General features: G+C 68.0%; 14 protein-coding genes and 1 tRNA gene. 6 read left to right on the top strand and 9 right to left on the bottom strand.

Annotated features, from left to right (window positions below):
- Positions 1–36: 36 nt before the first annotated feature.
- From AC1AYN_RS00065 to AC1AYN_RS00080, 4 genes are all read right to left on the bottom strand, one after another.
- A complete protein-coding gene (locus tag AC1AYN_RS00065) occupies positions 37–2,226 on the bottom strand; it encodes a DUF6541 family protein (protein ID WP_476531340.1) in 2,190 nt (729 codons plus the stop codon).
- A gap of 51 nt (positions 2,227–2,277) precedes the next feature.
- Entirely contained in the window at positions 2,278–3,504 is a 1,227-nt protein-coding gene (locus AC1AYN_RS00070; protein ID WP_476531342.1) for a hypothetical protein, read from the bottom strand.
- The gene (locus tag AC1AYN_RS00075; protein WP_476532279.1) at positions 3,505–4,203 is read right to left on the bottom strand and encodes a LuxR C-terminal-related transcriptional regulator; all 699 of its coding nucleotides are present in this window, start codon (positions 4,201–4,203) and stop codon (positions 3,505–3,507) included.
- A 92-nt stretch (positions 4,204–4,295) separates the two neighbouring features.
- Positions 4,296–5,645, bottom strand: coding sequence for an ATP-binding protein (locus tag AC1AYN_RS00080; protein ID WP_476531344.1), 1,350 nt, complete (start codon positions 5,643–5,645; stop codon positions 4,296–4,298).
- 113 nt (positions 5,646–5,758) lie between these two features.
- Between AC1AYN_RS00080 and AC1AYN_RS00085 the strand changes: the two genes are divergently transcribed.
- The 3 genes from AC1AYN_RS00085 to AC1AYN_RS00095 all read left to right on the top strand — a co-directional run bounded on the left by AC1AYN_RS00085 (position 5,759) and on the right by AC1AYN_RS00095 (position 10,566).
- Positions 5,759–7,657 carry a PspC domain-containing protein gene (locus AC1AYN_RS00085; protein ID WP_476531345.1) on the top strand — a complete coding sequence of 633 codons (1,899 nt, stop codon included), beginning with the start codon at positions 5,759–5,761 and terminating at the stop codon, positions 7,655–7,657.
- Positions 7,650–8,432, top strand: a complete 783-nt coding sequence (locus AC1AYN_RS00090; RefSeq protein WP_476531347.1) for a hypothetical protein — start codon at positions 7,650–7,652, stop codon at positions 8,430–8,432. Before AC1AYN_RS00085 ends, AC1AYN_RS00090 begins: the two co-directional genes overlap by 8 nt.
- 277 nt (positions 8,433–8,709) lie before the next feature.
- On the top strand, positions 8,710–10,566 hold the full coding sequence (locus AC1AYN_RS00095; RefSeq protein ID WP_476531349.1) for an alpha/beta hydrolase family protein: 1,857 nt from the start codon (positions 8,710–8,712) through the stop codon (positions 10,564–10,566).
- A 394-nt stretch (positions 10,567–10,960) separates the two neighbouring features.
- Here AC1AYN_RS00095 and AC1AYN_RS00100 read toward each other — a convergent pair whose 3' ends face one another.
- The 5 genes from AC1AYN_RS00100 to AC1AYN_RS00120 all read right to left on the bottom strand — a co-directional run bounded on the left by AC1AYN_RS00100 (position 10,961) and on the right by AC1AYN_RS00120 (position 19,795).
- Positions 10,961–11,722 carry a DUF4125 family protein gene (locus AC1AYN_RS00100; protein WP_476531351.1) on the bottom strand — a complete coding sequence of 254 codons (762 nt, stop codon included), beginning with the start codon at positions 11,720–11,722 and terminating at the stop codon, positions 10,961–10,963.
- A 12-nt stretch (positions 11,723–11,734) separates the two neighbouring features.
- Positions 11,735–14,053 (bottom strand): DUF4037 domain-containing protein, encoded by a 2,319-nt coding sequence (locus tag AC1AYN_RS00105; RefSeq protein ID WP_476532280.1) that lies wholly within the window; start codon positions 14,051–14,053, stop codon positions 11,735–11,737.
- Positions 14,054–14,514: 461 nt separating this feature from the next.
- Positions 14,515–18,105 carry a 5'-nucleotidase C-terminal domain-containing protein gene (locus AC1AYN_RS00110; RefSeq protein ID WP_476531353.1) on the bottom strand — a complete coding sequence of 1,197 codons (3,591 nt, stop codon included), beginning with the start codon at positions 18,103–18,105 and terminating at the stop codon, positions 14,515–14,517.
- 223 nt (positions 18,106–18,328) lie between these two features.
- Positions 18,329–19,516, bottom strand: coding sequence for an MFS transporter (locus AC1AYN_RS00115; RefSeq protein ID WP_476531354.1), 1,188 nt, complete (start codon positions 19,514–19,516; stop codon positions 18,329–18,331).
- A 205-nt stretch (positions 19,517–19,721) separates the two neighbouring features.
- Positions 19,722–19,795, bottom strand: a tRNA-Pro gene (locus AC1AYN_RS00120).
- A gap of 292 nt (positions 19,796–20,087) precedes the next feature.
- On the opposite strand from AC1AYN_RS00120, the gene lysS reads away from it, so the two are divergent.
- From lysS to AC1AYN_RS00135, 3 genes are all read left to right on the top strand, one after another.
- Complete coding sequence (gene lysS, locus AC1AYN_RS00125; protein ID WP_476503087.1) at positions 20,088–21,773, top strand: lysine--tRNA ligase; 1,686 nt, start codon at positions 20,088–20,090, stop codon at positions 21,771–21,773.
- A gap of 245 nt (positions 21,774–22,018) precedes the next feature.
- A complete protein-coding gene (menA, locus tag AC1AYN_RS00130; protein ID WP_476532281.1) occupies positions 22,019–23,083 on the top strand; it encodes a 1,4-dihydroxy-2-naphthoate octaprenyltransferase in 1,065 nt (354 codons plus the stop codon).
- Positions 23,084–23,321: 238 nt separating this feature from the next.
- Positions 23,322–24,062 (top strand): phosphoglyceromutase, encoded by a 741-nt coding sequence (locus AC1AYN_RS00135; RefSeq protein ID WP_034525883.1) that lies wholly within the window; start codon positions 23,322–23,324, stop codon positions 24,060–24,062.
- Positions 24,063–24,324 lie beyond the last annotated feature (262 nt).

Genomic DNA, 24,324 nt, shown 5'->3' on the forward strand with positions numbered 1-24,324 from the left:
CTGCGCTTACCTCGCCGCGCCTACCTCGCCTACCGCCTACTTCGCCGGGCAGGCGAGCCGGTACAGCGCCCAGTCCTTGGCGTGCGGGCCGTATGTGGTGAGGTCGAGCCCCGAAACCGGCTTCAACGCCCCCGCCTTCACGTAGGCGTCGATCAGCTTCTCGTCATGGAACTGGTAGAACTGCGCGCGGTACGTGAACATCTGCAGACTTGGCGCCTGCGGGCCCATCGTGAGGAAGTACACGGGTTTGCCGGGCGTCACCGAGCATGGCGAGGCGAGCATCGTCGCCGGGTCGCCGGACGCGAAGTCGAGTTCCACATGCTTGAAGATCGCGCCGTTGAGCGTGTCCTGCGGGTTGTAGACCGGGTACAGCATGTTCGCGTCGAGCAGCGCCGTGCCGTACATCGAACCGTTGAGCGGGTCGGAGATGATGAGCGCGTCGGTGCCGACCTTGTCCACCACGCGGGTGAGCGCGTCGAGCTTGTCGCCGGTCAGCTGCTCGTTCGGGTCGATCTTGTCGAGCCGGGCCGCGTCGGTCAGCGCCGCGCGCATCTCGGTCTTGACCGGGCTGTCCGCCTGGGCGGCGACCATCGCGACGGCCAGCAGCACCGCGCCCGCCGCCGCGACGCCGCGCGTCAGGCGGTTCCGGCGTCGCGTCTTCGCCGCGCCGGAACCGTCCTCGCGCGCGTCGGCGGCCTCGTCGTGCGTACCGGCGTCGGTCGCGGTCGCGGTCGTGTCCGTCGTTTCGGTTTCGGTTCCGGTGTCTGCCGCCGCTCCATCCGACCCGTCGATTGTGGTCGTATCGGCATCCGGCGCGATGATCGCGGCGGCCGCCTTGGTTTCGGCATCGTCCGCGCCGATCCGCGCGTCGAGCCGCGCGGCGGCGAACGCGATGAGCGGGAGGATGACGTAGGGCAGGAACGTCATCGTGCGCACTTCGTTGCGGTACCAGACCGCGGTGACGATGTTCGGAATCGCGCCGGTGAACGTCGCGCTGCATTCGAAGACGAACAGGACGAACAGGAACGACAGGATCAGCGACAACGCGATCTTGCCGGTATGACGGTCGTCGACGACGGCGTGCCCGCGTCCGCGACCGTACCCGCGCCACCAGCGCGCCACCGCGACGCCCGCGACCGCGATCGATCCGATGAGCAGGATCATCATCGCCCAGCCGGCCACGGTCGGGATGTTGAACGAGATCAGCCCGTTCGCCGGGTCGCCGGAGACCATGCCGTCGGTGAACGCGTAGGTGAGCGACGTGCGTAGCGACATGTCCGGCTTGTGCGTGTGGAACCAGCGTTCCGGATGGAAGTACTTGTCCGATTTGATGAACGTGAACGCGTAGACGAAGAACGCGACCGCGCCCACGATGAGCGCCGCGAACACGCCGGCGATCAGCTTCCACGGCATGCGCACGAGCACGAACGGCAGCATGATGAGGATGTACGTGAAAATCAGTTTCGGCTGGGTGGCCGCCACGAGGAATCCGGCCAGCGCGGTCAGGGCGAGCGTGCGCAGCAGCCGCGCGCGAAGCGCCGCCGGCAGCCGCCGCTTCGCGCCCTTGCCCGCGTTGCCCAGGCCGGCGCCGCCCGCGGCAGCCGCCGCCCGTGCCTCGAACACGTCCACCAGCGCGTCCAGCAGATGCAGCGTGGCGAGCAGCAGGAAGGGCAGCAGGTTGCTGCCCAATCCGTAGGCGAGCAGCGGTCCCGCGTACAGCATCTGGTACGGGTTCGTGCCGGACGAGACTGCGAGGATCGGCATGACGAGGTTCAACGCGCATCGCGTGCCGAGCGACGCGTCGCGCAGGAAGTAGCCGCACAGCAGCATCATGCCGAGCGGCCACAGCAGCCCCGCGCCGAGGATCCACACGCAGTTCACCGCGACGACGACCGCCAGGTTCCCGGTGAGTGCGGGGACGCCGAGCGCCCCGCCGACCTTCACGATCAGCGCGGCGAGCGTGTGGAACAGCGGCGGGTAGAAGCCGTCATGCGGCTGCAGCGTGAGCAGCACGCTCGGCCCGTGATGGAGCAGCTTGCGGATGAAGTAGTAGTGCGACGGCGCGTCGATGCCCTGGATCGGCTTGTCCCACACGGCCGTCGGGAACCACGCGAGCACGATGCAGAACGCGGCGACCACGCCCAGCAGTCCCGCCACGGCCGGCGCCCATCGGATGATGCGGTCGCGCCGTTGAATCCGCTGGTGAATCATCGAAATCTGAGCCATGGAAACCAATCCCCGATCGTCGTCGGAACCGTCGTTCAACCGCGCAACAGTCTATCGCAGCAACCGCATCACACGCAGCAGCGGCTGGCGCGTGAACCGGTCCACCATCGTCACCACGAGCACGAACGCCGCCGAGAACGCGACGCCGAACACGATCGCGCCGGCGACGCCCGCGCCGCCGTGCGCGGCGAGCGACGTCATCAGCGCGGTGCAACGGTCGTGCCATAGGCCGTTCATCAGCGATTGCGCGATGTAGAAGCCGAGGATGCCGGACGCGAGGGCGGCCGCGAAACGCACGGCCGGACGCGGCCGCGCCGGACCGTCGCCGTCCGCGCGTCCGGCGTCGCGACGCGCGTCGCCGCCGGTCGCCGCCGTCATCAGCGCGAACCATGCGGCGAGGAACGAGACGAGCGACGTCGATTTGAACGACATCGCCATCAGCAGCCCGCGCACGCCGGTCACGGCGAACGCGACCTCGAGCGCCGCCGTCACGGCGACGACCACGACGAGCGCGCGCCGCCAGAACCGCGGCGACGGCGCGCGGCCCGCACGTACGTCCATGCCGAGGATGCCGGCGAACAGGAACGTCGCCAGATACGTGACGGCGCTCATCAGCTTGCGCCAGTCGGTCAGTCCGCGGCCGCCCTCCGGCGCGACGAACGCGATGTACGCGTTCAGCGCGAACACGGCCACGAGCGCGAGCGCGGCCAGCGCGTGGCGGGTTCGCGCGTCCATGCGCGCGAACAGCCACGCCGCGGCCGGCGCGACGACGACGAACACGAGATACAGCCAGACGAATTCGAGACCCATGCCCCACCATCCCGCGGTGCCGAAGCCGGCGACCGGCGTGAACAGATTGATCACGGCGCACATGGCGACGTAGAACAGCACGGACAGGACGATGATCGCGGCCCGTCGCGCCGTCGCCGCGCACTGGACGCGCAGCGGCTTCGTCGCCGCGGACGGGATGAGATAGAACCCGGAGATCATGTAGAAGATATGGTTGCCGCACGCGCCGAGCAGCGCGGTCATGCCGAGCACCCACATCGCCGCCGGACTCGCCGCGACCGGCTGCAGTTCCGCCGGCAGCCGGTCGATCGGCGTGGACGCGGCGACCACGGTGAACCACGGCTGGAACGTGTGGAACACGGCGATGCCGACGATCGCGGCGACGCGCAGCATCTCCACGCGCATGTTGCGCGCGCGGCGAGGGCGCGGGGATACGGGGGATTGCGCGGTCCCCCGCGTGGTCATCTGGACGGATTCGTCATCGGTCATTCACACGATTCTACGGTCGGCCGCCCACCGGGTCAGCTCGGTGCGGTTCGACAGCTGGAGCTTGCGCAGCACGGCGCTCATATGTGTCTCCACGGTCTTCACGGAGATGAACAGCTCGGCGGCGACCTCCTTGTACGTGTAGCCGCGCGCGATCAGGCGCATCACGTCCTGCTCGCGGCGGGAGAGGCGGTCGAGCTCCTCGTCATGCGGCGGGTAGCCATTCGTGCCGTTCGTGCCGAAGCCCGACCCCGCGGCGTCCATTCCGGCCGCACCGGCACCCGCACCGCCGCCGAACCCGCTGACCTGGCCCGCGCCTTGGAACGCGGACAGCACGAATCCGGCGAGCTTCGGCGAGAACACCGCATACCCCTCATGCACCTGCTTGATCGACGAGATGAGGTCCGCGCCGGTGATCGTCTTGGTCACGTAGCCGCGCGCGCCGGCGCGGATCACCGCGCCCACATCCTGCGGCGCGTCGGACACCGACAGCGCGAGGAACGCCGAGGCGGGGGAGTACGCCTTCGATTTGAGCAGAATCTCCGCGCCTCCGCCGCCCGCGCCGCCCGGCACGTGCACGTCGAGCAGCACCACGTCCGGCTTGGTCCGCGCGATCATCGCGATCGAGCCGTCCACGTCCGCGCCCTGGCCGACGATGTCGAACTCGGTGCGCAGCGTGGCGGTCACGCCCGCGCGGAACATCTCATGGTCGTCGACCACGGCCACGCGGATCCGCGCGCCGCCGCCCGTCGCGTTCGCCTCGCCGCCACCCGTCGTCGCGTCGTCCTGTCCGGTCATCGTTCCTCCTTCTCCGTCGCGTGCGCGCCGCCGGTCGCGCCGTCGCCTCCCGGCGCGGCCGCGACCGGCATGCGCATGCGCACTTCCGTGCCCCACCCGGGCCGCGACACGATCTCCACTGTACCGCCGCGGCGACGCACGCGGCCGACGATCGACTCACGGATGCCGAGACGGTCCGGTGGGATCGCGTCCACGTCGAAACCGTCGCCGTGGTCACGCACGTACACCTCGACCGCCCGCGCGCCCGCCTCGCAGTAGACGGACACCGGCTCGCCGCCGTGCGTGACCGCGTTGACGAGCGCCTGCCGCGTCGCGTCGAGCAGCGCGTCCGTCGCGGCGCTCGGACGCGCGTCGCCGACGGTCACGACGTCGATCGGACGGCCGTGACCGTCCTCCACCTCGGCGGCGATCGCCTTCACACCGGCGCTCACCGAACGATCCGACGTGACGCGCTCCTGGTACAGCCACGCGCGCAGCTCGCGCTCCTGCGCGCGGGCGAGCGTGAACACCATGTCCGGTTCCGCGCTGTGCAGTTGGATGAGGGCGAGCGTCTGCAGCACGCCGTCATGCAGGTGGGCGGTCATGTCGGCGCGCTCCTCCTCACGCTCCTTCATCGCGCGCTCGGCGGTCAGCGTGCGCAGCGTCGCGCCCGCCCACGGCAGGATCGCGAGCACGACGCCGACGAGCATGAGAAAACCGGCGACGATGATGCGGCGGGGGAACGGTGTACCCGAATACATGACGGTCGTCACGTACGCCACATAGGCGAGGAAGATGAGGATAAGACCGGCGACCATCGTCGGGATGCGTCCCTGCTTCGCATCGAACCGCGACCACACGGCGATGAGCCCGCACGCGGCGAGCAGCAGCGGCATGATGAGGTCGGCATGGTCCGTACCGCCCAACGCGACGCTCATCGCGACAAGCGCGAGACCGACGCACGCGACGAGCGTCGGCAGCGGGATGCGGCGGATCGCGGCGGCCACGTTCTCCGTCGAACCATGCATCGCCTCGGCGGCCGATTCGGCGCGCGTGCGGCCGGTTGCCGTGTCGCGGTTGCCGGCGGCGAGCGGTGCGCTCGCGACCGGCGTGGCCTGCGCCTGGGCGGCCGCCGCGGCCGCGGCGAACGGATCGCCCACGGGAACGAACATCCACAGGAACAGGTAGGCGGCGACGCCCGCGCCCCACAGGAACGTGAGCGCGACGAACGCGAGCCGCACCCAGACGACGGGCACGCCCAGATGCAGGGCGACGCCCCGGCAGACGCCGGCGAGCATGCGGCCGCGGGTCGGGCGCATGAGTGGGAGCTTCGCCGGGCGCAGCGGCGGGAGATTCGGTGAGGTCATGCTTCCATTGTGCCCGCTTCGGGGTGCGGAATCAGGATTCCTAGCCGGGGTTCAGGGAAGAATCAGGGGTTTCCCCGACGGCCGTGCAAACGCACGGCTGCTGTAATGGAGGCATGAACGAAAACAACAAGATTCTTCCCAAGGTGTTCGCCTGGTTCCGCGCCTCCGGCGTGGTGCGCGGCGACGACCGCTGGATCGGCGGCGTGTGCAGCGGCATCGCCGCCCGCCTCGGATGGAGCCCGACGCTCGTGCGGGCCCTGATGATCGTCTTCACCTTCCTGTTCGGCTTCGGCATGGCCCTGTACGCGTTCGCGTGGCTGATGCTGCCGGATGCGCGCGACGGGCGCATCCTCGCCGAGGAGCTCGTCGCCGGCAGGTGGGATTGGAACTGTCTGGGCGCGTTCGTGATGCTCGGCATCACCGTGCTCATCGTCGGCACCGGATGGGTGGCGATCGGCGTCGCCGCCGTCGCGCTGTGGGCCATCTGCCAGAGCGGCATGCGCCAGCAGCACGGCTACGGGTACGGCTATCGCAAGGAAGGGCCGAACGGGCCGTACACGCCGGTGCCGCCGCGCGGGTATCCGGGCGGACCTGCGGCCGGTGGCGCGTACCCGGGCGGGCCTGGACCCGCGTATCCGGGAGGATATGCGTACTCCGGCGGTCCCGCGGCTGGTCCCGTCCCCGGTACGGCGAACGGCCAGGTGCCTCCCCAAGGCGCGCCGCACGCCCCCTTTCCGGCGGACTCCGGTAGGCCGGTGAATCCGGGGCCGGTGCCGGCGGGTACCGGTCCGGTCTATGCCGCGCCGGCGATGGCCGCTCCCGTCGCGCCTCCCGCTCCCGTCGCTCCTGCGCCGCGCCGCGTGCGCCGCAAGCCGGCCGGGCCGCTGCTCGTCCTGCTCGTTATGGGATTGTCGCTCGTCTCCGGCGCGGCCGTGATGCTCGCCATGGAGCACGGGTATGCCGACAGCCACACCGGCGAGAGCATCGTCAACGCGGTCACGATGATGACCGTGTGGATCTCCGCCGTGTGCATCGCGATGGGCGTGCTTCTCGTCATCCTCGGTGCTGTGGGGCGCCGCTCCGGCGGACTCATCCCGCTCGCGCTCATCGCCGGATTCGTCGCCTGCTGCATGATCGTCGCGACCGGCGTCGCCGGCTACTCGACCTACGACATCAACAACGTCCGCAACGGCTACACCGAGGTGCGTCTGGGGGCCGGGTCGAGCGCCGGATCCGAGAACGCATATGGGATGGTCGCCGTGCAGGCGCGTCTCGATGAGAACGCCGAGCACGACTACTGGTCCGCCACCAGCGGCCTCAATGCGAACATGAACTACTGGGTCGCCGATTCCAGTCCGCAGAACTTCCACCGGCTCGAACAAGGCGTCCACTTCCAAGGCGTCGACTACGACCTGAGCGTCGCGAACATCGACCTGAGCGAATACGGCAACTGGAACTACGGCGGCGGGCAGGTGAACAAGTACAAAGCCGGATGCCCGGCCGGGCAGATCGACCTGTCCGTGCGCAACGCGCACGTGTACGTGACGCTGCCCGACGGCTGCCCGTACGCGTTCGGCTCCGGCGGATTCGTCTTCATGCAGTCCGATGCGATGGGCGGCTACAGCCAGGTCGTGCGCAACAACGGCGCGACGACGCTGGAGGTCCCGTTCCTCGAGCGCATGGCCGGAGTCCGCGACAACCATGACGACAGCATGATGAACTCGGACGGCTACCAGCCGGACAACTACGACTGGCAGGGCAACGGCAAGACCGACGAAAGCTCGTTCCTCATCAACTTCACCTCCGGCGTCTCCGGCAAGGTGACCGTGCGCTACGCCTCCGAGCCCGTGCTGCCCAGCTACGCCGACTTCGTCAAGCAGATCTCGAAGGGCGACGTCGCCTCGCTCGACCTCACGACCCGCGAACACTACGCCGTGCAGAACGGCACCACGACCGCCTCCAGCGATAACGGTTCCGGTGCGGCCGGCAAGAAGGAGCATTCCGATGACTGACGACAAGACTCTGGACACGACCACGAACATCCGGACGATGGACACGCAGGCCATGCCCGCGGGACAGGCCGCGGATGACAAGGGATTCGACGACTCGCGCAACCACTCCCTGCAGGACATCGTCGACACGCAGGCCATGCCCGCGCCCGACGGCGCCAAACCGGACATCGCCCCGCCCACCGAGCAGGTCCTCGACAAGCCGATCCCCGCCGTCGACCAGACCGCCGACACCGCCGTCCTCGCCGAGACTGAGGCGACGGACGAGATCGCAGCGACGGCTGAGACTGCGGCGACGGCGAAATCCGATGCGACGGCGAAGGACGACTCGGCCGCGAAGGATGACGCCACGCAGCCGGTCTCCACGCCGTTCGTCGACCTCAACACCCCGCTCACCCGCCTGATGGGCGTCTCCGACGACGAGCCGGAACCCGAAACGAAGCCCGGATCGACACCTGAACCGACACCGTCGGATTCCACGGTGCCGTCGGCTCCTACGCAGCCTGCGGCCCCCGCGCAACCCACAGCCGCCGCGCCCGCGACGATCACCCCGACCGGGCCGAGCGTGCCGACCATCCTGTTCGGCGTGATCGGCATCCTTGTCGGCGCGTTCGGAGTGCTGCTCGGCCTGCGGCTGCCCGACGTCACCACTTGGATGGTCGCCATCGACCCGCAGACCTTGACCGCCCTGTTCTTCGGTGGCGTCGGCGTGGTCCTCATCCTCGTCGCCATCATCTGGGCCATCGCCAAAGCCGTAACCGGTCGCAACAAGCAGTAGCGCTGGTTTGGCCCCCTCAGCCGCGCTTCGCGCGCCAGCTCCCCCTCAAGGGGGCGCAAGATAGCGAAACGACCCATGGCGCTCGGCTCCTTGCGCCCCCTTCAGGGGGAGCTGTCAGCCGTAGGCTGACTGAGGGGGTCGCCATCCCACCTATGAAGGCGTGTCCTGCGGGGGAGGGAACTAGAGTGACGCACAGTGAAACCGGTGCAATCCGCGCCGGTGCAACCATGAGGTATCGCGGAGCAGCCAGTAGAGGATCAGAGGAAAGGAGCGGGCGATGGACGCGTGGCGCACGGTGGGTCGGATCGCCGGCGTCGCCGTCGTCCTGATCGTTGTCCTCGCCGCGCTCGGCATGCTGATGATGCCGCAGTGGCGGCCCGAACCCTACACCGACCACATCACGGTCGCATCCGCGGACACATCCATCATCGCGAATCCCTCTTCCATCCCCGCCGACAACGTCACCGCCGCCGCGAACTCGGCCGCACCCAACCCATCTCCGTCATCCTTCCTCGCCGACCACCAGGGCGCCTACCGCACGCGCACACGCGAACTCACCATCCACCTGGACGACGGCGGCAGCGTGCCCGCCATCCTGCGCGAACCGGTCGACGCGCCCGGCAGGCGACCCGCGTGCCTGTTCATCCACGGCTCCGGCACCGGCACGGCCGACGACTTCGGCGACATCGCCAACGCGATGGCCTCCGCCGGCATCGTCACGCTCGTTCCCGCCAAACGCACCGCCGACTACACGCCGCTCCACCGCGACTACCAGCGATTCGCGCGCGACTACATGACCGCGCTCGACCTGCTCGAACTCATCCCCGGCGTCGACGCCGCGAAAACCGGACTGTACGCCGAATCCGAAGGCACGTGGATCTCCATGCTCATGACGTCGCAACGCCGCGACATCGCCTTCAGCATCCTCGCCTCCGCGCCCGTCTACAAAGGCCGCGAACAGATGGCGATGGCCGTGAGCGCCTACGCGCGGCAGGCCGGCGCGCCACAGCCGATCGTCAAGGACGTCGCCAAACTCCTCTCCCTCGACTTCGCGCCGTTTGACCTGCGCTACGCCGACTTCGACGCCGACACGGTGCGCGGCTCGCTCACCATGCCCGTGCTCGTCGACTACGGCGTCTACGACACCGCCATGCCGATTGAACAGGGCGCGCGCACCATCATCCACGACGCCGCGCGCCACGGCAACCGCAACGTGACCGTCCGCTACTACGCCGCCAACCATCAGATGCGCGCCGGCCGAGGCCTCTTCACCGCCGGCCTCCCGCTCGCCGACGGCTATACACGCGACCTCGCCGACTGGGTGAACGGCGTCGCGGCGGGGGTGCCGGCCGACGGCTGGACCACGCCGCGGATCGCCGGCGCGACGCCGCACCAGCAGTACGTCGCGCCGCGCGACACATCGTCCGGCATCATCGGCTCGCTCGGCGTGCTCGTCGCGCTTACCGCCGCCTCGGTGCTCTGCTTCGCAGCCGTCATCGTCATGACGATCGGCTTCGGCTGCTTCGAGATCGCGCGTCGCCGCCGGCTCGCCGCACTGCGCGCGCAAGGCGCGGCGAACGTGGCCGGCGGCCTGCGAGGCAGGTTCCCCGCAATCGGACGGCGACGGGCGAACGAATCGCGCACGCGTGACGGACGTGACGGACGGGACGGGCGCGGGAGCCGGGACGGCCGTGGGACGGACGCCGCACGGCCGTGGCCCGGCACGAGCCGCGCGTACGTGCGCAACGTCGGGTACTCGCGCGCATTGCGGCGGATCCTCGGCTGGGGAATCGCCGCGACGACGCTGACGCTCGTCGCGCTCGCCGCATACCTCTCCTACGTGGGCATGAGCGCGCTGACCGTGAACCGCGACCCGACGCTCATGGCGGCCGGATTCATCGCGCTGCGGGTCGGCGGCGTGACCTGCGCCGTGATGTGCGCATGGCTCATCGTGCGGCTGTGGGACGCGTGGCGCGTCCGCCGCGCCTACCTCGCGCACGGCCTCTACCCGACGGCAGGACTCCACTCCACGTGGCTCGTCGGCCGCTGGCACTGGCTCGCCGCGTTCCTCGCGCTCGCCGGCATGCTGCTCGCATTGGTCGTCATGGCGTTCTGGGGGCTGTTCACCCCGTGACGCCGGCGGGGCGTCCTTCGGTGCCTCTCGCGTCGCCCCGATTCGGGACGGCTGGCTTGTCTTTGGGGCCGATTGGACGGGATGGACCTGTTTGGACGCGTTCAGGCCGGCTCGGATGCGGCTATCTTCATCGAGAGGGGTACATCTCGCTCCGTCACGAAGGGCAACTGGCTTGAGAGGGGTACCGAGTGTGGTTGTTACGGGGTATTCGTGGCGGAACGACGTTGGTTATTGCCCGGATACGCCATTCGAGATACCCCTCGTAACGCGGATAGGTGTCTGCGGTAGGACGCGTGTACCCCCTGCAACGCAGATAGACCTTTGCGAGGTGATGCCTGGACGCACTGCCGCGCGCTCGCGATGGGTCGGGGCCAGCTGGCTCGCGGTGGGTGATTCATGCCGAGGCCTGCGCGGCCTCCGCCTCGTCGAGGCCCGAGAATCCGCCGAGCCGCACGGTGTGCAGCAGCGTCTCCTCGGTGATGTTCGCGATATGTTCGCCGCCGTCCGCCGCACTGGCCCCCTCTGACGAGGGGGCTGTCGGCGAAGCCGACTGGGGGAGAGACCCCGCCAGGGGCCAGTCACGGCCGCTGTCCGCCGCGCGACCCGCGATCATCGCCTCGTACAGCGCGAACGTGCGGTCCGAATATGTGCCGAGCTCGCCGCGCAGATACGTCTCGAACGAAGTCGCCATGGGCGTGTCCTCGCTGGTGGTGAGCACGCGCATCGCCTCGCCGAGCCTCGGGTAGCGTGCGCGGAAGTCGCGCGCCCACGCGACCTGCGTCGCGATGACGCGCTCCTGCCGCGCGACGCGTCTCTCGGACAGTCGTGGAATGTACGGTTCGATGTTGCGCGCATATTCGTCCGGTGCGGTCGAGGCCATCATGCGCCCGTATTTCTCGGTGACGAGATTGCGTCCGATGCGGTCCGCCTCGGCGAGGTCGTCCGCATAGGATTCGAGCAGCGGCCGGTCCCACGTGAGGAACTGGGCGAGACGCATCTGGTGGAACACCGGCCAGTTGCCCTGGCACGCGGCGCGACCGCCCTCGTTGTTCGTGCGCTGGAACTGGTCCCACTCCAATCGCACGATCCGCTCGCGCAGCACGGTGGTTTCGGTGGTTCCGGTGGATTCGGTGGTGGTTTCGCTGGGTTCGTTCATCGCTGAGGCTCCTCACAGACTATGCAGGCATGCGGCGCTGGATTCGATATGCTCCTCGACGTACGGCCGTTGCCATTCGAGGAAGGTCTCATCCGAGCGGGTGAGCCCGTCGCGTCTGAGCTCCTTGACGATGGACGCCGCCACCTCCTCGACGAGGCGTTCGATGGACTCGGCCGCCGGCGCGGAGCCCTTGCCGCCTTCGCCGAAGCCCGCGCCGCCGTAGCAGGCGGCGGAAGCGAGACGCATCACCGATTCCAGATTGCCGCACACGTCGCCGAGGCGTGCGAACATGCCGCCGGACAGCTTGCGCAGCGCGGCGAACCGCCACTTGTAGTACGGCAGGTAGCCGGCGACCATCGGCTTGTTGACGAGGAACACGAGCGAGGCGGCCGCATCCACGAACTCGGCGATCGCGAGCCAGGCGGCCGCGCCGTCGCCGCGCTTCAGACTGCGCGGCAGATTGTATTGCCCCGCCTGCGCGATCATGCCGAGCCGCTTGGAAATCAGCGCGAGACGCACGTCCTCCGGCATGTCCTTGAACCCCTGACGTGCCTGCGAGAACGCGCCGAGCGGGTCGGCGAACACCTGGCCGTTCGTCGCGGCGGCGAGCGTCGCCTCGTCGAGCATCAGCCACTCGTGCGGCGCATCGGCCGCCGGGGCCTCGCGGTATCCGGTGATCGACTCGAAGAAATCGCCGATGCGGAACACGCCGTCACGCCGGAACTCGCCCTGCGCGCGCGGCGTGAGCGGCGAGGATTCGGCCAGATTGGCCGTCGCGTCGGCGGTGGTGGCATCGTCGGTGGTGGTGTCGCCCGTGTCCGTCGGCTCGTCCGCGGCGGCGGACGGACGCACGTAGCCACGGAAGTCGCGGGGGAGCGCATCGTAGTCGGCCTGCAATCGTGCACCGATCGCCGCATAGTCGTCGTCGGTGAGCCACAGGCAGAAGCGCGGGCCGAAATCGTGATCGTGCGAATATGCGTCGTCAAAGCCGTAACATTCCGATCCGTGCCCGACGAGACCGGCGGCGATGCGGTCCGCATACTCCGGGTATTTCGCCCGCACCATCGGACGCCCGATCTCCTCCCAGTACGCTTTCGCGAGTTTGAGGCCGGAGATGGGTGATTGCGACTCAGTATGTGGTGTGGTCGATGTTGCGGTTTGCGCCGTGATTGGCGTTGCGGTCGGCGTTGCGGTGGCTGCGTGGTCTCTTCCCCAGTCGCCTCCGGCGACAGCCCCCTCGTCAGAGAACGCCACATCCCCGCTCCCGCCGGCGGGAGACAGAGGAGAGGCTCCGTCTTGTTCCGCCTTGGCCCCCTCTGACGAGGGGGCTCCCAGCGTAGCCGGGTGGGGGAGAGACTCCGCCCCCGCCTTCGCCGCGGCCTCGTTGAGGTTCGCTTCGGTGATCCGGTAGTAGTCCGTGTCCGTGCCGTAGCATTCCGCGATCACGGCGAGCGCGTGACGGTAGTACGCGACCGCGTCCGCATACCGTTCCTGCGCGTAGCGCACCTGCGCGAGTCCGGCCAGCGCGGACGCGTAGTGCGCCGAATGTTCGAGATGCCCGGCCGCGTAGATCTCCAGCGCCTTCGACGCGTGCCGGTCCGCCTCCTCCAGTTTGCGCTCCTCCAGCAGCACGAGCGCGAGGTTCGTGTGCGACGAAGCCACGTCGATGTCCGCGTCCGGGTTCACGCTCGACGATTCGATGATGCGCAGCGCCTCGCGTAGTTCGGCTTCCGCCTTGTCGATGCGTCCGGTCTCGCTGTACAGCATCGACAGATTGTTGTGCAACGCGGCGAGCCGTCGGTCCGTCGGATCATAGTTGCGTTCCGCGCACGCCAGCGCCTGCCGGTACAGGTCCTCCGACTGGTCGTAATGTTTCGCGGCGCGCATCGCGGTCGCGCAGTTGATGAGCGTCGTCGCCCACGCTTCGGTGCCTTCGAGCCCCATGTGCAGGGCGAGCTCGATGGCCCGCTGCACAATCCACTGGTTCTCCTCGTGCCGGCCCTGCGACCGGTAGAAGCCCATCGTCTCGTTGAGCACGGTGAGCAGTCCCGCCTCGTCGCCCGCGTTCTCCGCGTCGATTGCCGCCTGCTCGAGGTATGGTCCGGCCTTCTCCGCCGCGTCGTGCGCCGCGAAGATCGCGTCCAGTCCCTTGAGGAACTCGTTCACGTCGAATGAACGGCCGGCGGTGTCCTCGTTGCGCGCGTCATCGGATGCGTTGCCGCCTTCGTTCTGCGTGCTCTGTGTGCTCTGCGTGTTGTCCTGCGATGCGTCGAAATCGTGCGCGTGCTTCGCCGTCATCTGCTCCAGCGCCGCCTCCAGATCCGTGTTCATCGCGGCATTGTCTGCAAACGATTCCATCCCGTCGATCGCGTCGCCGTCCACTGCATCATCGGCCATCGATTTGTTCCCTCCATCGCGAATGTCGTCCATCACTGACTTCCAGCGTACTGTGACCGTTCCCGCCGCACGCTGTGAGTGTCGTTACACCGGGCGATTCCGGGCGGTCTTGCCATCCTACGGCGATACCGTTGCCGTCTTGCCGTGATGCGCCGCCGTGGTGTCCCGTTGTCGGGAAACAAGGCCATTGCTCCGGAATCGGGGACGCTGGTGGCGGCTCAGCGTCCCGTCGTCGGGAACACGCGGCTGTTTTCCGACAATGGGACACCGAAACGGGAAGAGCCCCGCATCTGCGGGGCTCTCCGGGAGATCGTGGTCCGGGCCTTGGAAGGTCCCGGCCAGCGGATTCGATTTCCGATTCAGTTTCGATGGAAACCGAATCACCGAAACCAGTATCAGCGCTGCTGGCGGCGACGCGCGGCGACGGTCACGCCGCCGGCAGCGGCCAGCAGCATGACCACCGCGACGATGCCCGCCACGGACGCGCCGGTGTTGGACAGGCCATTGCCCTTGGCGGTGTTGCCCTTGGCGGCGCCGTTCGCGCCGGTGCCGCCGTTGCCCTTGCCGGGCGTCGGGTTCTGCGGCGTATTGTCGCCTTGGCCGCCCTGGCCGCCCTGGCCACCGGGCTGGCCGCCTTGGCCACCGTTGGCGTGCGCCTTCTTGGCGGCGTCGATCTCGTCCTGCGTGTAGAGCAGCTGCGGGTTCACCGAAGCGACCGCGGTGCCGAACTTCGCCTGCTCATCGGCGGTCAGCGTCTTCGTCACCGTGAACTCGGAGGGCTTAGCCGAGCCGAGCTCGTTGACGCCGAAGTCCACGCCGTTGACGTACAGGCCGAGCGCGAGCGGCTTCGGTCCGTGCGCGTACACCGGCAGGTCGAACGTGAGCGTCGCCTTGCCGCCCTCGAGCGACGAGGCCGTCAGCTCAACGCCGGCGGGCGATTCGTCGCCCTTGACGCCCGGGTGCGCGCCCAGGTAGTCGATGAGCCCCTGCACGTCGACCGTGCCGGTCAGGCGAGGCGCGCCCTGCGCGGTGAATCCGGTGAACCCGTCGCCGCCGGAAAGCAGGAACGAGTTGGCGGCCACGGTGACCGTGTCGTCGTCCTTGATCTGCTTGCCGTCGACGAACACGTCGGTGACGGTCGCGACCGGCGCCTTGGTGTTCGCGTCGGGCGCGAGCGTGTAGACGAACGTCACGTTCGACGAGATGCCGAGACGCGTCACGCTGGACTTGCCGTCCTTGATCTGCCACTGCTGGGCGAGCACCGTCTTGAGCTGTTTGCCGGTCAGGTCGACCACGCTGTTGTCGTTGCCGAACGGGAGCATGCTGTACGCCTCCTTGACGGTGATCTGCTTGTTGCCGTCAAGATCGAGGTTGTCGGTGCGCAGGCCGCCCGGGTTGATGAAGCCGATGGTCGCGTTCTTGCCGACCTCCGTCTTCTTCGCGGATTCGAGCGCCGCATCCGCGTTCAGCGTGCCGAGCTGGGTCTCGGCCGACCAGTCGCCCTTCGCGAAGTCCGCAGACTTGTCGATGGTGCCGATGACCTGCTCGCCGGCCGCGGCGGAATCCGCCTGGGCCTGCTTGTAGACCTTCGCGGCCGGACCGTTGTCGTCGCCCTCGAAGCCCTTGGACGGCGCGGTGCCGTCCTTGTTCGTCACGTACGTGACGGCGTACTGCGAGGCGTTCTGCACGGTGACCTTCGAATCCTTGCCGGAGCCGTCGATGTAGAGGTCCTGCGCGGCCGCGTCACGGCCGTAGCTGCCGGCCTCGATGATCGGCGCGCCGGACTTCGTGGTGGCGCCGGACTCGTTGCGATGGCTGTGGCCCGCGTAGACGAGGTCGACGTTCGCGTCGAACCCGTCGCCGTCGGAGGCGAGCGTGTCGCCGTCCTCGTGGACGAGCGCCACGACCGCGTCCGCCTCGCCGTTGGACTGGTTGCCGTCGGACAGCTGGTCGGCGACCTTGTTGACCGCCTGGACCGGGTCGGTCACGGTCACGCCCTGCATGACGCTGGGGGAGACCACGTTCTTGAGGTCGGCGGTGATGGCGCCGACGAACGCGACCTTCTTGCCGTTGATCGTCTTGATCGTGTACGGCTTGAGGCGATCGGAGGTGAGCTTGCCGCCGGAGATGTTCGCGGCCACCCAGTCGACGCCGTACTGCGGGTCGGCGATGCGGTCGTTGAAGTCGCCCGTGCCCTTGTCGAGCTCGTGGTTGCCCAGCGCGCTCACGCTCAGACCCCACGCCTTCGCCATCTCAAGGGTCGGCTTGTCCTGGAAGTAGGAGGATTCGAACGGGGAGGCGCCCACGAGGTCGCCGCTGGAGACGAACACGCTGTTGCCCGGGTTGTGGTCGACGGCGAGCTTCTTGTACGCCGCCTCGATCCACTGGCCGGTCTCGATGTGGCCGTGGAAGTCGGTGATGTCGAACACGGTCACCTGCTTGGCGTCCTTGCCCGGCTGGTCGGGCTTGTCGGAACCGGAGCCGCCGTCGCCGTCGGAATCCGGGTGGCCGCCGTTGTCGGCGTACTGTTCGCCGATCACGCTCGGCGCGCTCGCGCCCGGCTCGACCTTGACGACGTCGCCGTTCTCGTTCAGCGTGACCTTCGCGCTCAGTGCGGCGGCCAGGTTGATGCGCTGCCAGCCGTCGGACGTGGAGTCGAGCGGGTAGCCGCCGTCGATCGCGGTCTTCGCGAGGATCGCCTCACGCTGGTCGCGGTGCAGCTTCGGGTACGCGATCTTCAGCAGGTCGGCGGAGCCTTCCGGTGCCTTGAACTCGGTGCCGGCGGTGGTCTTCGCGAAGCCGTAGGTCAGTCGGTTCGTGTAGACACGCAGCGCGGAGGCGCGGTCGGTGACCGGCTCCTTGCTCACCACGTCGACGAACGCGTTCGTGTAGCCGTTCGAGGCGTTCGCGCCGAGGTTGCCGACGCACTCACTCACGGTTGCGTAGTCGGAGTCCTGCTTGGTGGCGTGTCCGTCCGCCACGCACTTGGCGGCGAGATACGACTGCAGCTGGTCGGAGGCCGGCTTCACGTACTTGTCGTAGTAGGTGCTCCAGTAGTAGCCGTTCGCGACCTCGCCGTCGATGCGGCCGCCCATGATGTCGAGCGGGTAGTGCACGCCGAGCACGATGCGGTTGTTGCCCGCCTCGGACGTGCGGGCGAGGATCTCGGGCGCGAGCTGCGGGAACATGCCGGCCAGCGCGACGCCCCACGAGTAGGCGCCGGTCGTGTGGCCGGACGGGAACGAGCCGGATCCGGCGAGGCCGTCGTATTCGGCGGAGTGCGTGTCGCCCTGCGCGTCGGTCCAGTCGGGCACGCGCTTGATGCCGGCGGAGATGTCGGTGATCTCGTTCCTGCCGCCGTCGGTGCGGTCCTCGAACGGACGCGGGTGCTGGAAATGCTTCTTCGCGGTCGAGGTGGAGATCGTGTCGTACTTGAAGATGTCGGACACCTTGTTCAGGCTGCCGTCGGCGAGTCCGTCGGAGAAGTACTTGCCGAGGACCGGGCCGAGCGAGTCGGGCAGCGTCTCGGCGGCGCTCATGTCGGCGTCGACGAGCGCGCGCTGCTGCTGCGGCGTGGCGGTCTTGCCGTCGCCGCCTTCCGCCGCCGCGTTGTTGATCTTCTGGACGAAATCGTCGTCGTGGTCGAGCACGGTCTTGTTCAGGACCTTGCCGCCGGCGTTTTCGGTGGCCGGCTGCCAGTATGCATCGTATTCGCCGAGCAGCTGGACGAGATTCGGCTTGACGGCGGCGCGCGTGGCACCGTCGGAGTAGACGGTCGCGTCGCCGCCGGCTGCGGCGGCGTCGTAGCGGCCTTCGCTGGTGGCCGCGTACTTCGCGGCGTCGAACGCGGCCGTCGCGCCGGCGACGTCGCGCGCGTTCGTCGCGGTCTCGCCCGCGGCGGCGGTCGCGACGCCGACGCCGGACAGCGTCGCCGCGGCGACCATCGCGGCGAACAGTCTCGTCGCGATATGCGTGTTCCTCTTCATTTGCTTCACTATGATGATTCCCTTCGTCATGTCCGTCGGGTTCCGTGTGGTCATGGAGCCCGATTCATCCGGACACGGCCCACGCTACGGCCGCGACATGGCCGGGGTGGGCGACGGGGAAGAACGGGAGGTGAACTTCCGTGAAGTGTGAGCAAGCGCACGCCGCCCACGCGCGGTGCGCGGGCGGCGTGACGTGTGTGAGTGGCGTGCGCGACGGCCGCTCTCACACGTGGACTTCGCGCAGACGGTGGATGGCGTCGGTGTCGGTCTCGTAGCGCCACGAGTAGATGGCGAGCAGGGCGACGCCGAGGATGCCGAGCGGCAGGCCGGCGAGACCGGTGAACCGGTAGTTCATCGCCAACGCGTTGAGCGTCATGCCGCCGACCGCGGAACCGACGGCGTTGCCGAAGTTGAACGCGATCTGCGCGGCGGCGACGGCGATGAGCTCGCCGCCGCCCTGACCGGCTTCGGCCATGAGCAGCAGCTGGGGCGCGTTGACGAAGAACAGGCCGAACGCGATCCAGAAGGTGAGGATGGTGGTCGAGACGTGGTTGCCCGGCACGACGAGCACCATGAGCAGACCGAGGCAGGAGACCGACTGGCCGAGCGCGGCGGTGCCGGCGTGACGCCAGTGGTCGGTGACCCATCCGCCGGCCAGTCCGCCGAGGACCATGCCGAAACCGGCGAGCATCATGAACATCGGGACCAGGGAGGACTGCCAGCCGCCGGACTTCTGCAGCCACGGGGAGACGTAGCTCCACCAGCAGAACACGCCCGCGTTGCCGGTGAAGATGGCCGCGATGATGAACCACGGGCCGGGCTTGGCGAGGAAGCGGAACTGCCCCTTGATGCCGGTGTCCTTGACCGGTGCGACGGCCGGGACCCAGGCGGCCACGAGGACGACCGTCATCGCGGCCCATGCGGCGAGGAAGCCGAACGTGAGACGCCACGAGAGGAATTCGGCCAGCAGCGTGCCGGCTGGCACGCCGAGCATGTTCGCGATGGTCTGTCCGGCCACCATCAGCGAGACGGATTGCGCCTCCTTGCCCTTGTCGGCCAGCGTCTTGGCGACGAATGTGGCGGTGCCGAAGAACGCGCCGTGCGGGAGCCCTGCGATGAAGCGCGTGACGAGCAGCATGGGCGCGTTGACGGCGAACGCGGAGAGCAGGTTGCCGGCGAACGCGATGACCATGAACAGGATGATGAGCCGCTTCGGCGGGGTCTTGCGGCCGACGACGAGCATCAGCGTGCCGAAGCACACGCCGAGCGCGTAGGAGGAGATGTAGTGGCCGGCGGTCGGGATATCCACGTTGGTGGCGGCCGCGGCCTGCGGCAGGATGCCCATCATCACGAATTCGGCGGCGCCGAGGATGAACGACCCGGCTGCCAGCGCGAGCAGACTTCTCTTCATGATTCCCCTTGGTGTACGAATAAGTTTGATAAACACGTTTTCTGAATACGTTTGCATCAAACGTTATACGCAACGCTACTCCTCACCCCATACCGGATTGCGTATTCGGAGCGGCGGGCCTTCGGGGGCAGCGACAGTCAGGGAGGGAACCATGGCCAAAGAGAATAAAAAAGGAACCGCTGATTTCTCAGCGGTTCCTCAGTTGTCGGGCTGGCGGGATTTGAACCCGCGGCCTCTTCGTCCCGAACGAAGCGCGCTACCAAGCTGCGCTACAGCCCGTTTGGCAACGGGTGATATATTACATGTTTGGGCGAGCGATGCAAACGTCGGCGTGTCGCGCCGTTTTCCACGCTTTTCCCTGCGCCCCCTTCGGGGGGGGCTGGCGCGCGGAGTGCGACTGAGGGGTGTTGCGTACGGATTGCCCCGTTCCCATCCCTGCGCCCCCTTCGGGGGGAGCTGGCGCGCGGAGTGCGACTGAGGGGGTGATTCCGTGCGACCCCGTCGCACCCGCCCCATCCATTCATCCCCCTGCTCCCCGCCGTGTATCGCCTTCTCGCTAGACTGTGTGCCTATGTGTGAAACCCAAGAATCCCAAGCGAACGAGGACGAGAACGTCGAGAACGCCGTCCCCCAGATGACCACGGTGGAACGCGCGGAGATGCTGCTCAAGCAGGATGAGACCATCCGCGAGAAGATCAAGGGCGGCGCCACCCTGGACGAGGCCGTCGACCCGTCCAACAAGGAGTTCGGCCCGCTGGCCCACCCCGAGCAGGTGCAGATGCGCGTCGCCAAGCGCGCGATGATGCTCGAGTCCGGCGTCAACCCGTACCCGGTCCACCTCGATGTGACCGACACCATCGAATCCGTGCGCGCCAAGTACGACGGCAAGCTCGAGCCCGGCCAGGAGACCGAGGACATGGTGGGCATCGCCGGCCGCGTCCTGTTCATCCGCAACGCGGGCGGCCTCAACTTCGTGCAGCTTTCCGCCGGCGACGGCACGAAGATCCAGGGCATGATCTCCAAGAAGGAGATCGGCGCCGATTCCCTCAAGCAGTTCAAGCAGCTCGTCGACCTCGGCGACCACCTGTACTTGAAGGGCCGCGTCATCTCCTCGAAGACCGGCGAGCTCTCCGTCTTCGCCACCGAGTGGGCGATCGCCGCCAAGGCGCTCCAGCCGCTGCCCGCCCTCCACAAGGAGCTCAACGAGGACACCCGCACCCGCAAGCCGTACATCGGCATGATTGCGGACGAGAAGATCCGCAACATGGTGCGCAACCGTTCCAAGGCGGTCGCCTCGCTGCGCCACACGTTCGCGAACCACGACTTCATCGAGGTCGAGACCCCGATGCTGCAGACCGTGCACGGCGGCGCCGCGGCCCGCCCGTTCACCACGCACATGAACGCGTTCGACCTGGACCTCTACCTGCGCATCGCGCCGGAACTGTTCCTCAAGCGCTGCCTCGTCGGCGGCATCGACCGCGTGTTCGAGATCAACCGCGACTTCCGCAACGAGGGCGTCGACGCCACGCACGCCCCCGAGTTCACGATGGTCGAGGCCTACCAGGCGTACGGCACGTACAACACGATCGGCCAGCTCGTCAAGGAGCTCGTGCAGAAGACCGCGATGGACGTGTACGGCTCGCACAAGGTGACGCTGCTCGACGGCACCGAATACGACTTCGGCGGCGAATGGCGCACGATCAGCATGTACGACTCCCTGTCCGAGGCGCTCGGCGAGGAGATCGTCCCGAACGGCGGTCCCGAGCATCCGGGCACCTCCGTCGAACATCTCGGCGCCATCGCCGACAAGCTCGGCGTCGAGCGCGACGAGGTCGAGAACCACGGCAAGCTCGTCGAGCACCTGTGGGAGCACTTCTACGAGGACAAGCTCTACGAGCCGACCTTCGTGCGCGATTTCCCGGTCGAGACCTCCCCGCTCGTCAAGGGCCACCGCTCCAAGCCGGGCGTGGTCGAGAAGTGGGACCTCTACGTGCGCGGCTTCGAGCTGGCCACCGGCTACTCCGAGCTCAACGACCCGATCGTGCAGCGCGAGCGTTTCGTCGCCCAGGCGAAGGACGCGCTCGCCGGCGACGAGGAGGCGTGCGACATCGACGAGGACTTCCTCGAGGCGCTCGGCGTCGGCATGCCGCCGGCCGGCGGCATGGGCATGGGCATCGACCGACTGCTCATCGCCCTGACCGGCGCGACGATCCGCGAGACGATCACCTTCCCGCTCGTCAAGCCCCTCGTCGCCTGATAGCATCACTTTCGGCCCCCTCGTCAGAGGGGGCCAATTCATAGATGGGGGGAAACATCATGAATCGGGAATCATCGAACAGCGCGCACGCGTCACTGCGCCTCTGGCTGTCCGGTATCCGTCCGAAGACGCTGCCCGCGTCAATCGCGCCGGTGCTGGTCGGCGCGGCCTGCGCGTGGCAGATGCTCGGTTCGTCCGCCCGCAGCTGCATCTCGACCGACGAGGGCGTCTGGGCCGATATGGAGATGGCCAAAGGCCCGTGCTTCGACCCCTGGTACGCCTACGACGATGCGCTCGTCCGGTTCATCGGCATGATGCTCCTGTGCGCCGGCGTCGCCCTGTTCCTCCAAATCGCCGTCAACTTCGCGAACGACTACTCCGACGGCGTCCGCGGCACGGACGCGTCGCGCGGCGGCAGCGAGGCGGTGAGCGGCAAGCCGCGCCGCCTCGTCGCGTCCGGTCTGGTGCCGCCGAAACGCGTGCTCGCCGCGGCCGGCTGCGCCGCCGCGCTCGCCTGCGTGTGCGGTCTCGCCGTCGCCGTGCTGTCCGGGCAGTACTGGCTGATCGGCGTCGGCGCGTTGTGCGTCATCGCCGGGTGGTTCTATACCGGCGGCCGTCACCCCTACGGGTACGCGGGACTCGGCGAGCCGTTCGTGTTCGTGTTCTTCGGCCTCGTCGCCACGCTCGGCACGCAATTCGCGGTCGCGTGGAGTTTCGACGGTTTCGGCATGCCCGGCACGTGGCGGATCGCGTTCGAGACGCCGCTCACGGTGCCCGGTCCGATGGCCGCCGCCGGCTGGACCGTGGGTGCGATGCTGTGGACCGGCGACTACGGCGTCGACGGGACGGGGATCACCGCCGCCGTCTGCTGCGGCGTCAACGCGATGATGCTGCTCATGGTCAACAATCTGCGTGACATCGACGATGATCTCGTGCACGGCAAACGTACGTTGGCCGTGCGATTGGGTGCGAGGGGCGCGAGGATTCTGCTCGTCGTATGCGCGGCGGGGGAGTGGATCCTGTCGGTGATCCTGTATCTGGGGCCGTGCATCGGCGCCTCCGACTGGGTGTCGTACGTCTCGACCGGGCATATCGGTCGGATGCGCGGGTTGGGATTGCTGTTCCTGACGGTCGTGGCCGTACTGGGGGCGGCGTTCCTCGCCGGCGTGGTGACGAACGTGTTCCGCGGCCGGTACGGCGCCGCGCTGCGGTTCGCCGGCATCAACGCGCTCTGGTTCGCCGTCGCGTTCGCCCTGCTCATGTTCCCCGCCGCCATCGCCCCCGACGAGAGCATCACCGCCGTCACCTGATCGGTGGGCCTTACCCCCTCAGTCCGGCAAAGCCGGACAGCTCCCCCTGAAAGGGGGAGCAGAAAAAGGTCCGCGTTCGCGGGGTCCTCTTTCTTGCGCCCCTTGAGGGGGAGCTGGCGGCCGGAGGCCGACTGAGGGGGTGTCCGCCCGACCATCCGCGCGATTGTTTACCCAAACGTTGCCGAGAAACGTGGGATTATTGTTCGTGTCTGGGCCGATCTGGCGGTAGACTGGCCGTATGTCTTACAAACTGGTACTGCTCCGTCACGGACAGAGCGCATGGAACAAAACCAATCAGTTCACCGGCTGGGTCGACGTCCCGCTGACCGAGCAGGGTGAAGCCGAAGCCAAGCGTGGCGGCGAGCTGCTCAAGGAGAAGAACGTCCTCCCGGACATCGTGTTCACCTCCCTGCTGCGTCGCGCCATCAACACCGCCAACATCGCGCTGGACGCCGCGGATCGCCTGTGGATTCCGGTCGAGCGCAACTGGCGTCTCAACGAGCGTCACTACGGCGCTCTGCAGGGCAAGAACAAGACGGAGATCCGTCAGGAGTACGGCGACGAGAAGTTCATGCTGTGGCGCCGCTCCTACGCGACCCCGCCGCCCGAGATCGATCCGAACGACGAGTACGCGCAGAACCACGATCCGCGCTACACCGGCGATCCGGTTCCGGAAGCCGAGTGCCTGGCCGATGTCGTCAAGCGCGTCGAGCCGTACTTCAAGTCCGCCATCGAGCCTGAGCTCAAGGCCGGCAAGACCGTCCTGATCGCCGCCCACGGCAACTCGCTGCGTGCCATCGTCAAGATGCTCGACAACCTGTCCGAGGAGGAGATCGCCAAGGTCAACATCCCGACCGCCATCCCGCTGCTCTACGAGCTGGATGAGGACTTCAAGCCGATCAAGCCGCGTGGCGAGTACCTGGACCCGGAGGCCGCCGCAGCCGGTGCCGCCGCCGTCGCCGCCCAGGGCCAGAAGTGAGCCCGACGATTCGTCACTGAATCACGGTAATGAGAGGGGACGCTCCGAGAAGGAGCGTCCCCTCTTCGCGTATGGCGATACCCCCTCAGTCGCGCTTCGCGCGCCAGCTCCCCCTGAAAGGGGGCGCATATGACGTGGCCTGCGCCCCCTTTCAGGGGGAGCTGTCCGGCTTCGCCGGACTGAGGGGGTGCCGAACCGGCAATCCGCATATAACAAAACGACGCAAGACCAATCAAGGCCATTGCGCCGTTCCGGGTCCTCC

The sequence above is a fragment of the Bifidobacterium sp. LH_413 genome (genome assembly GCF_056357015.1).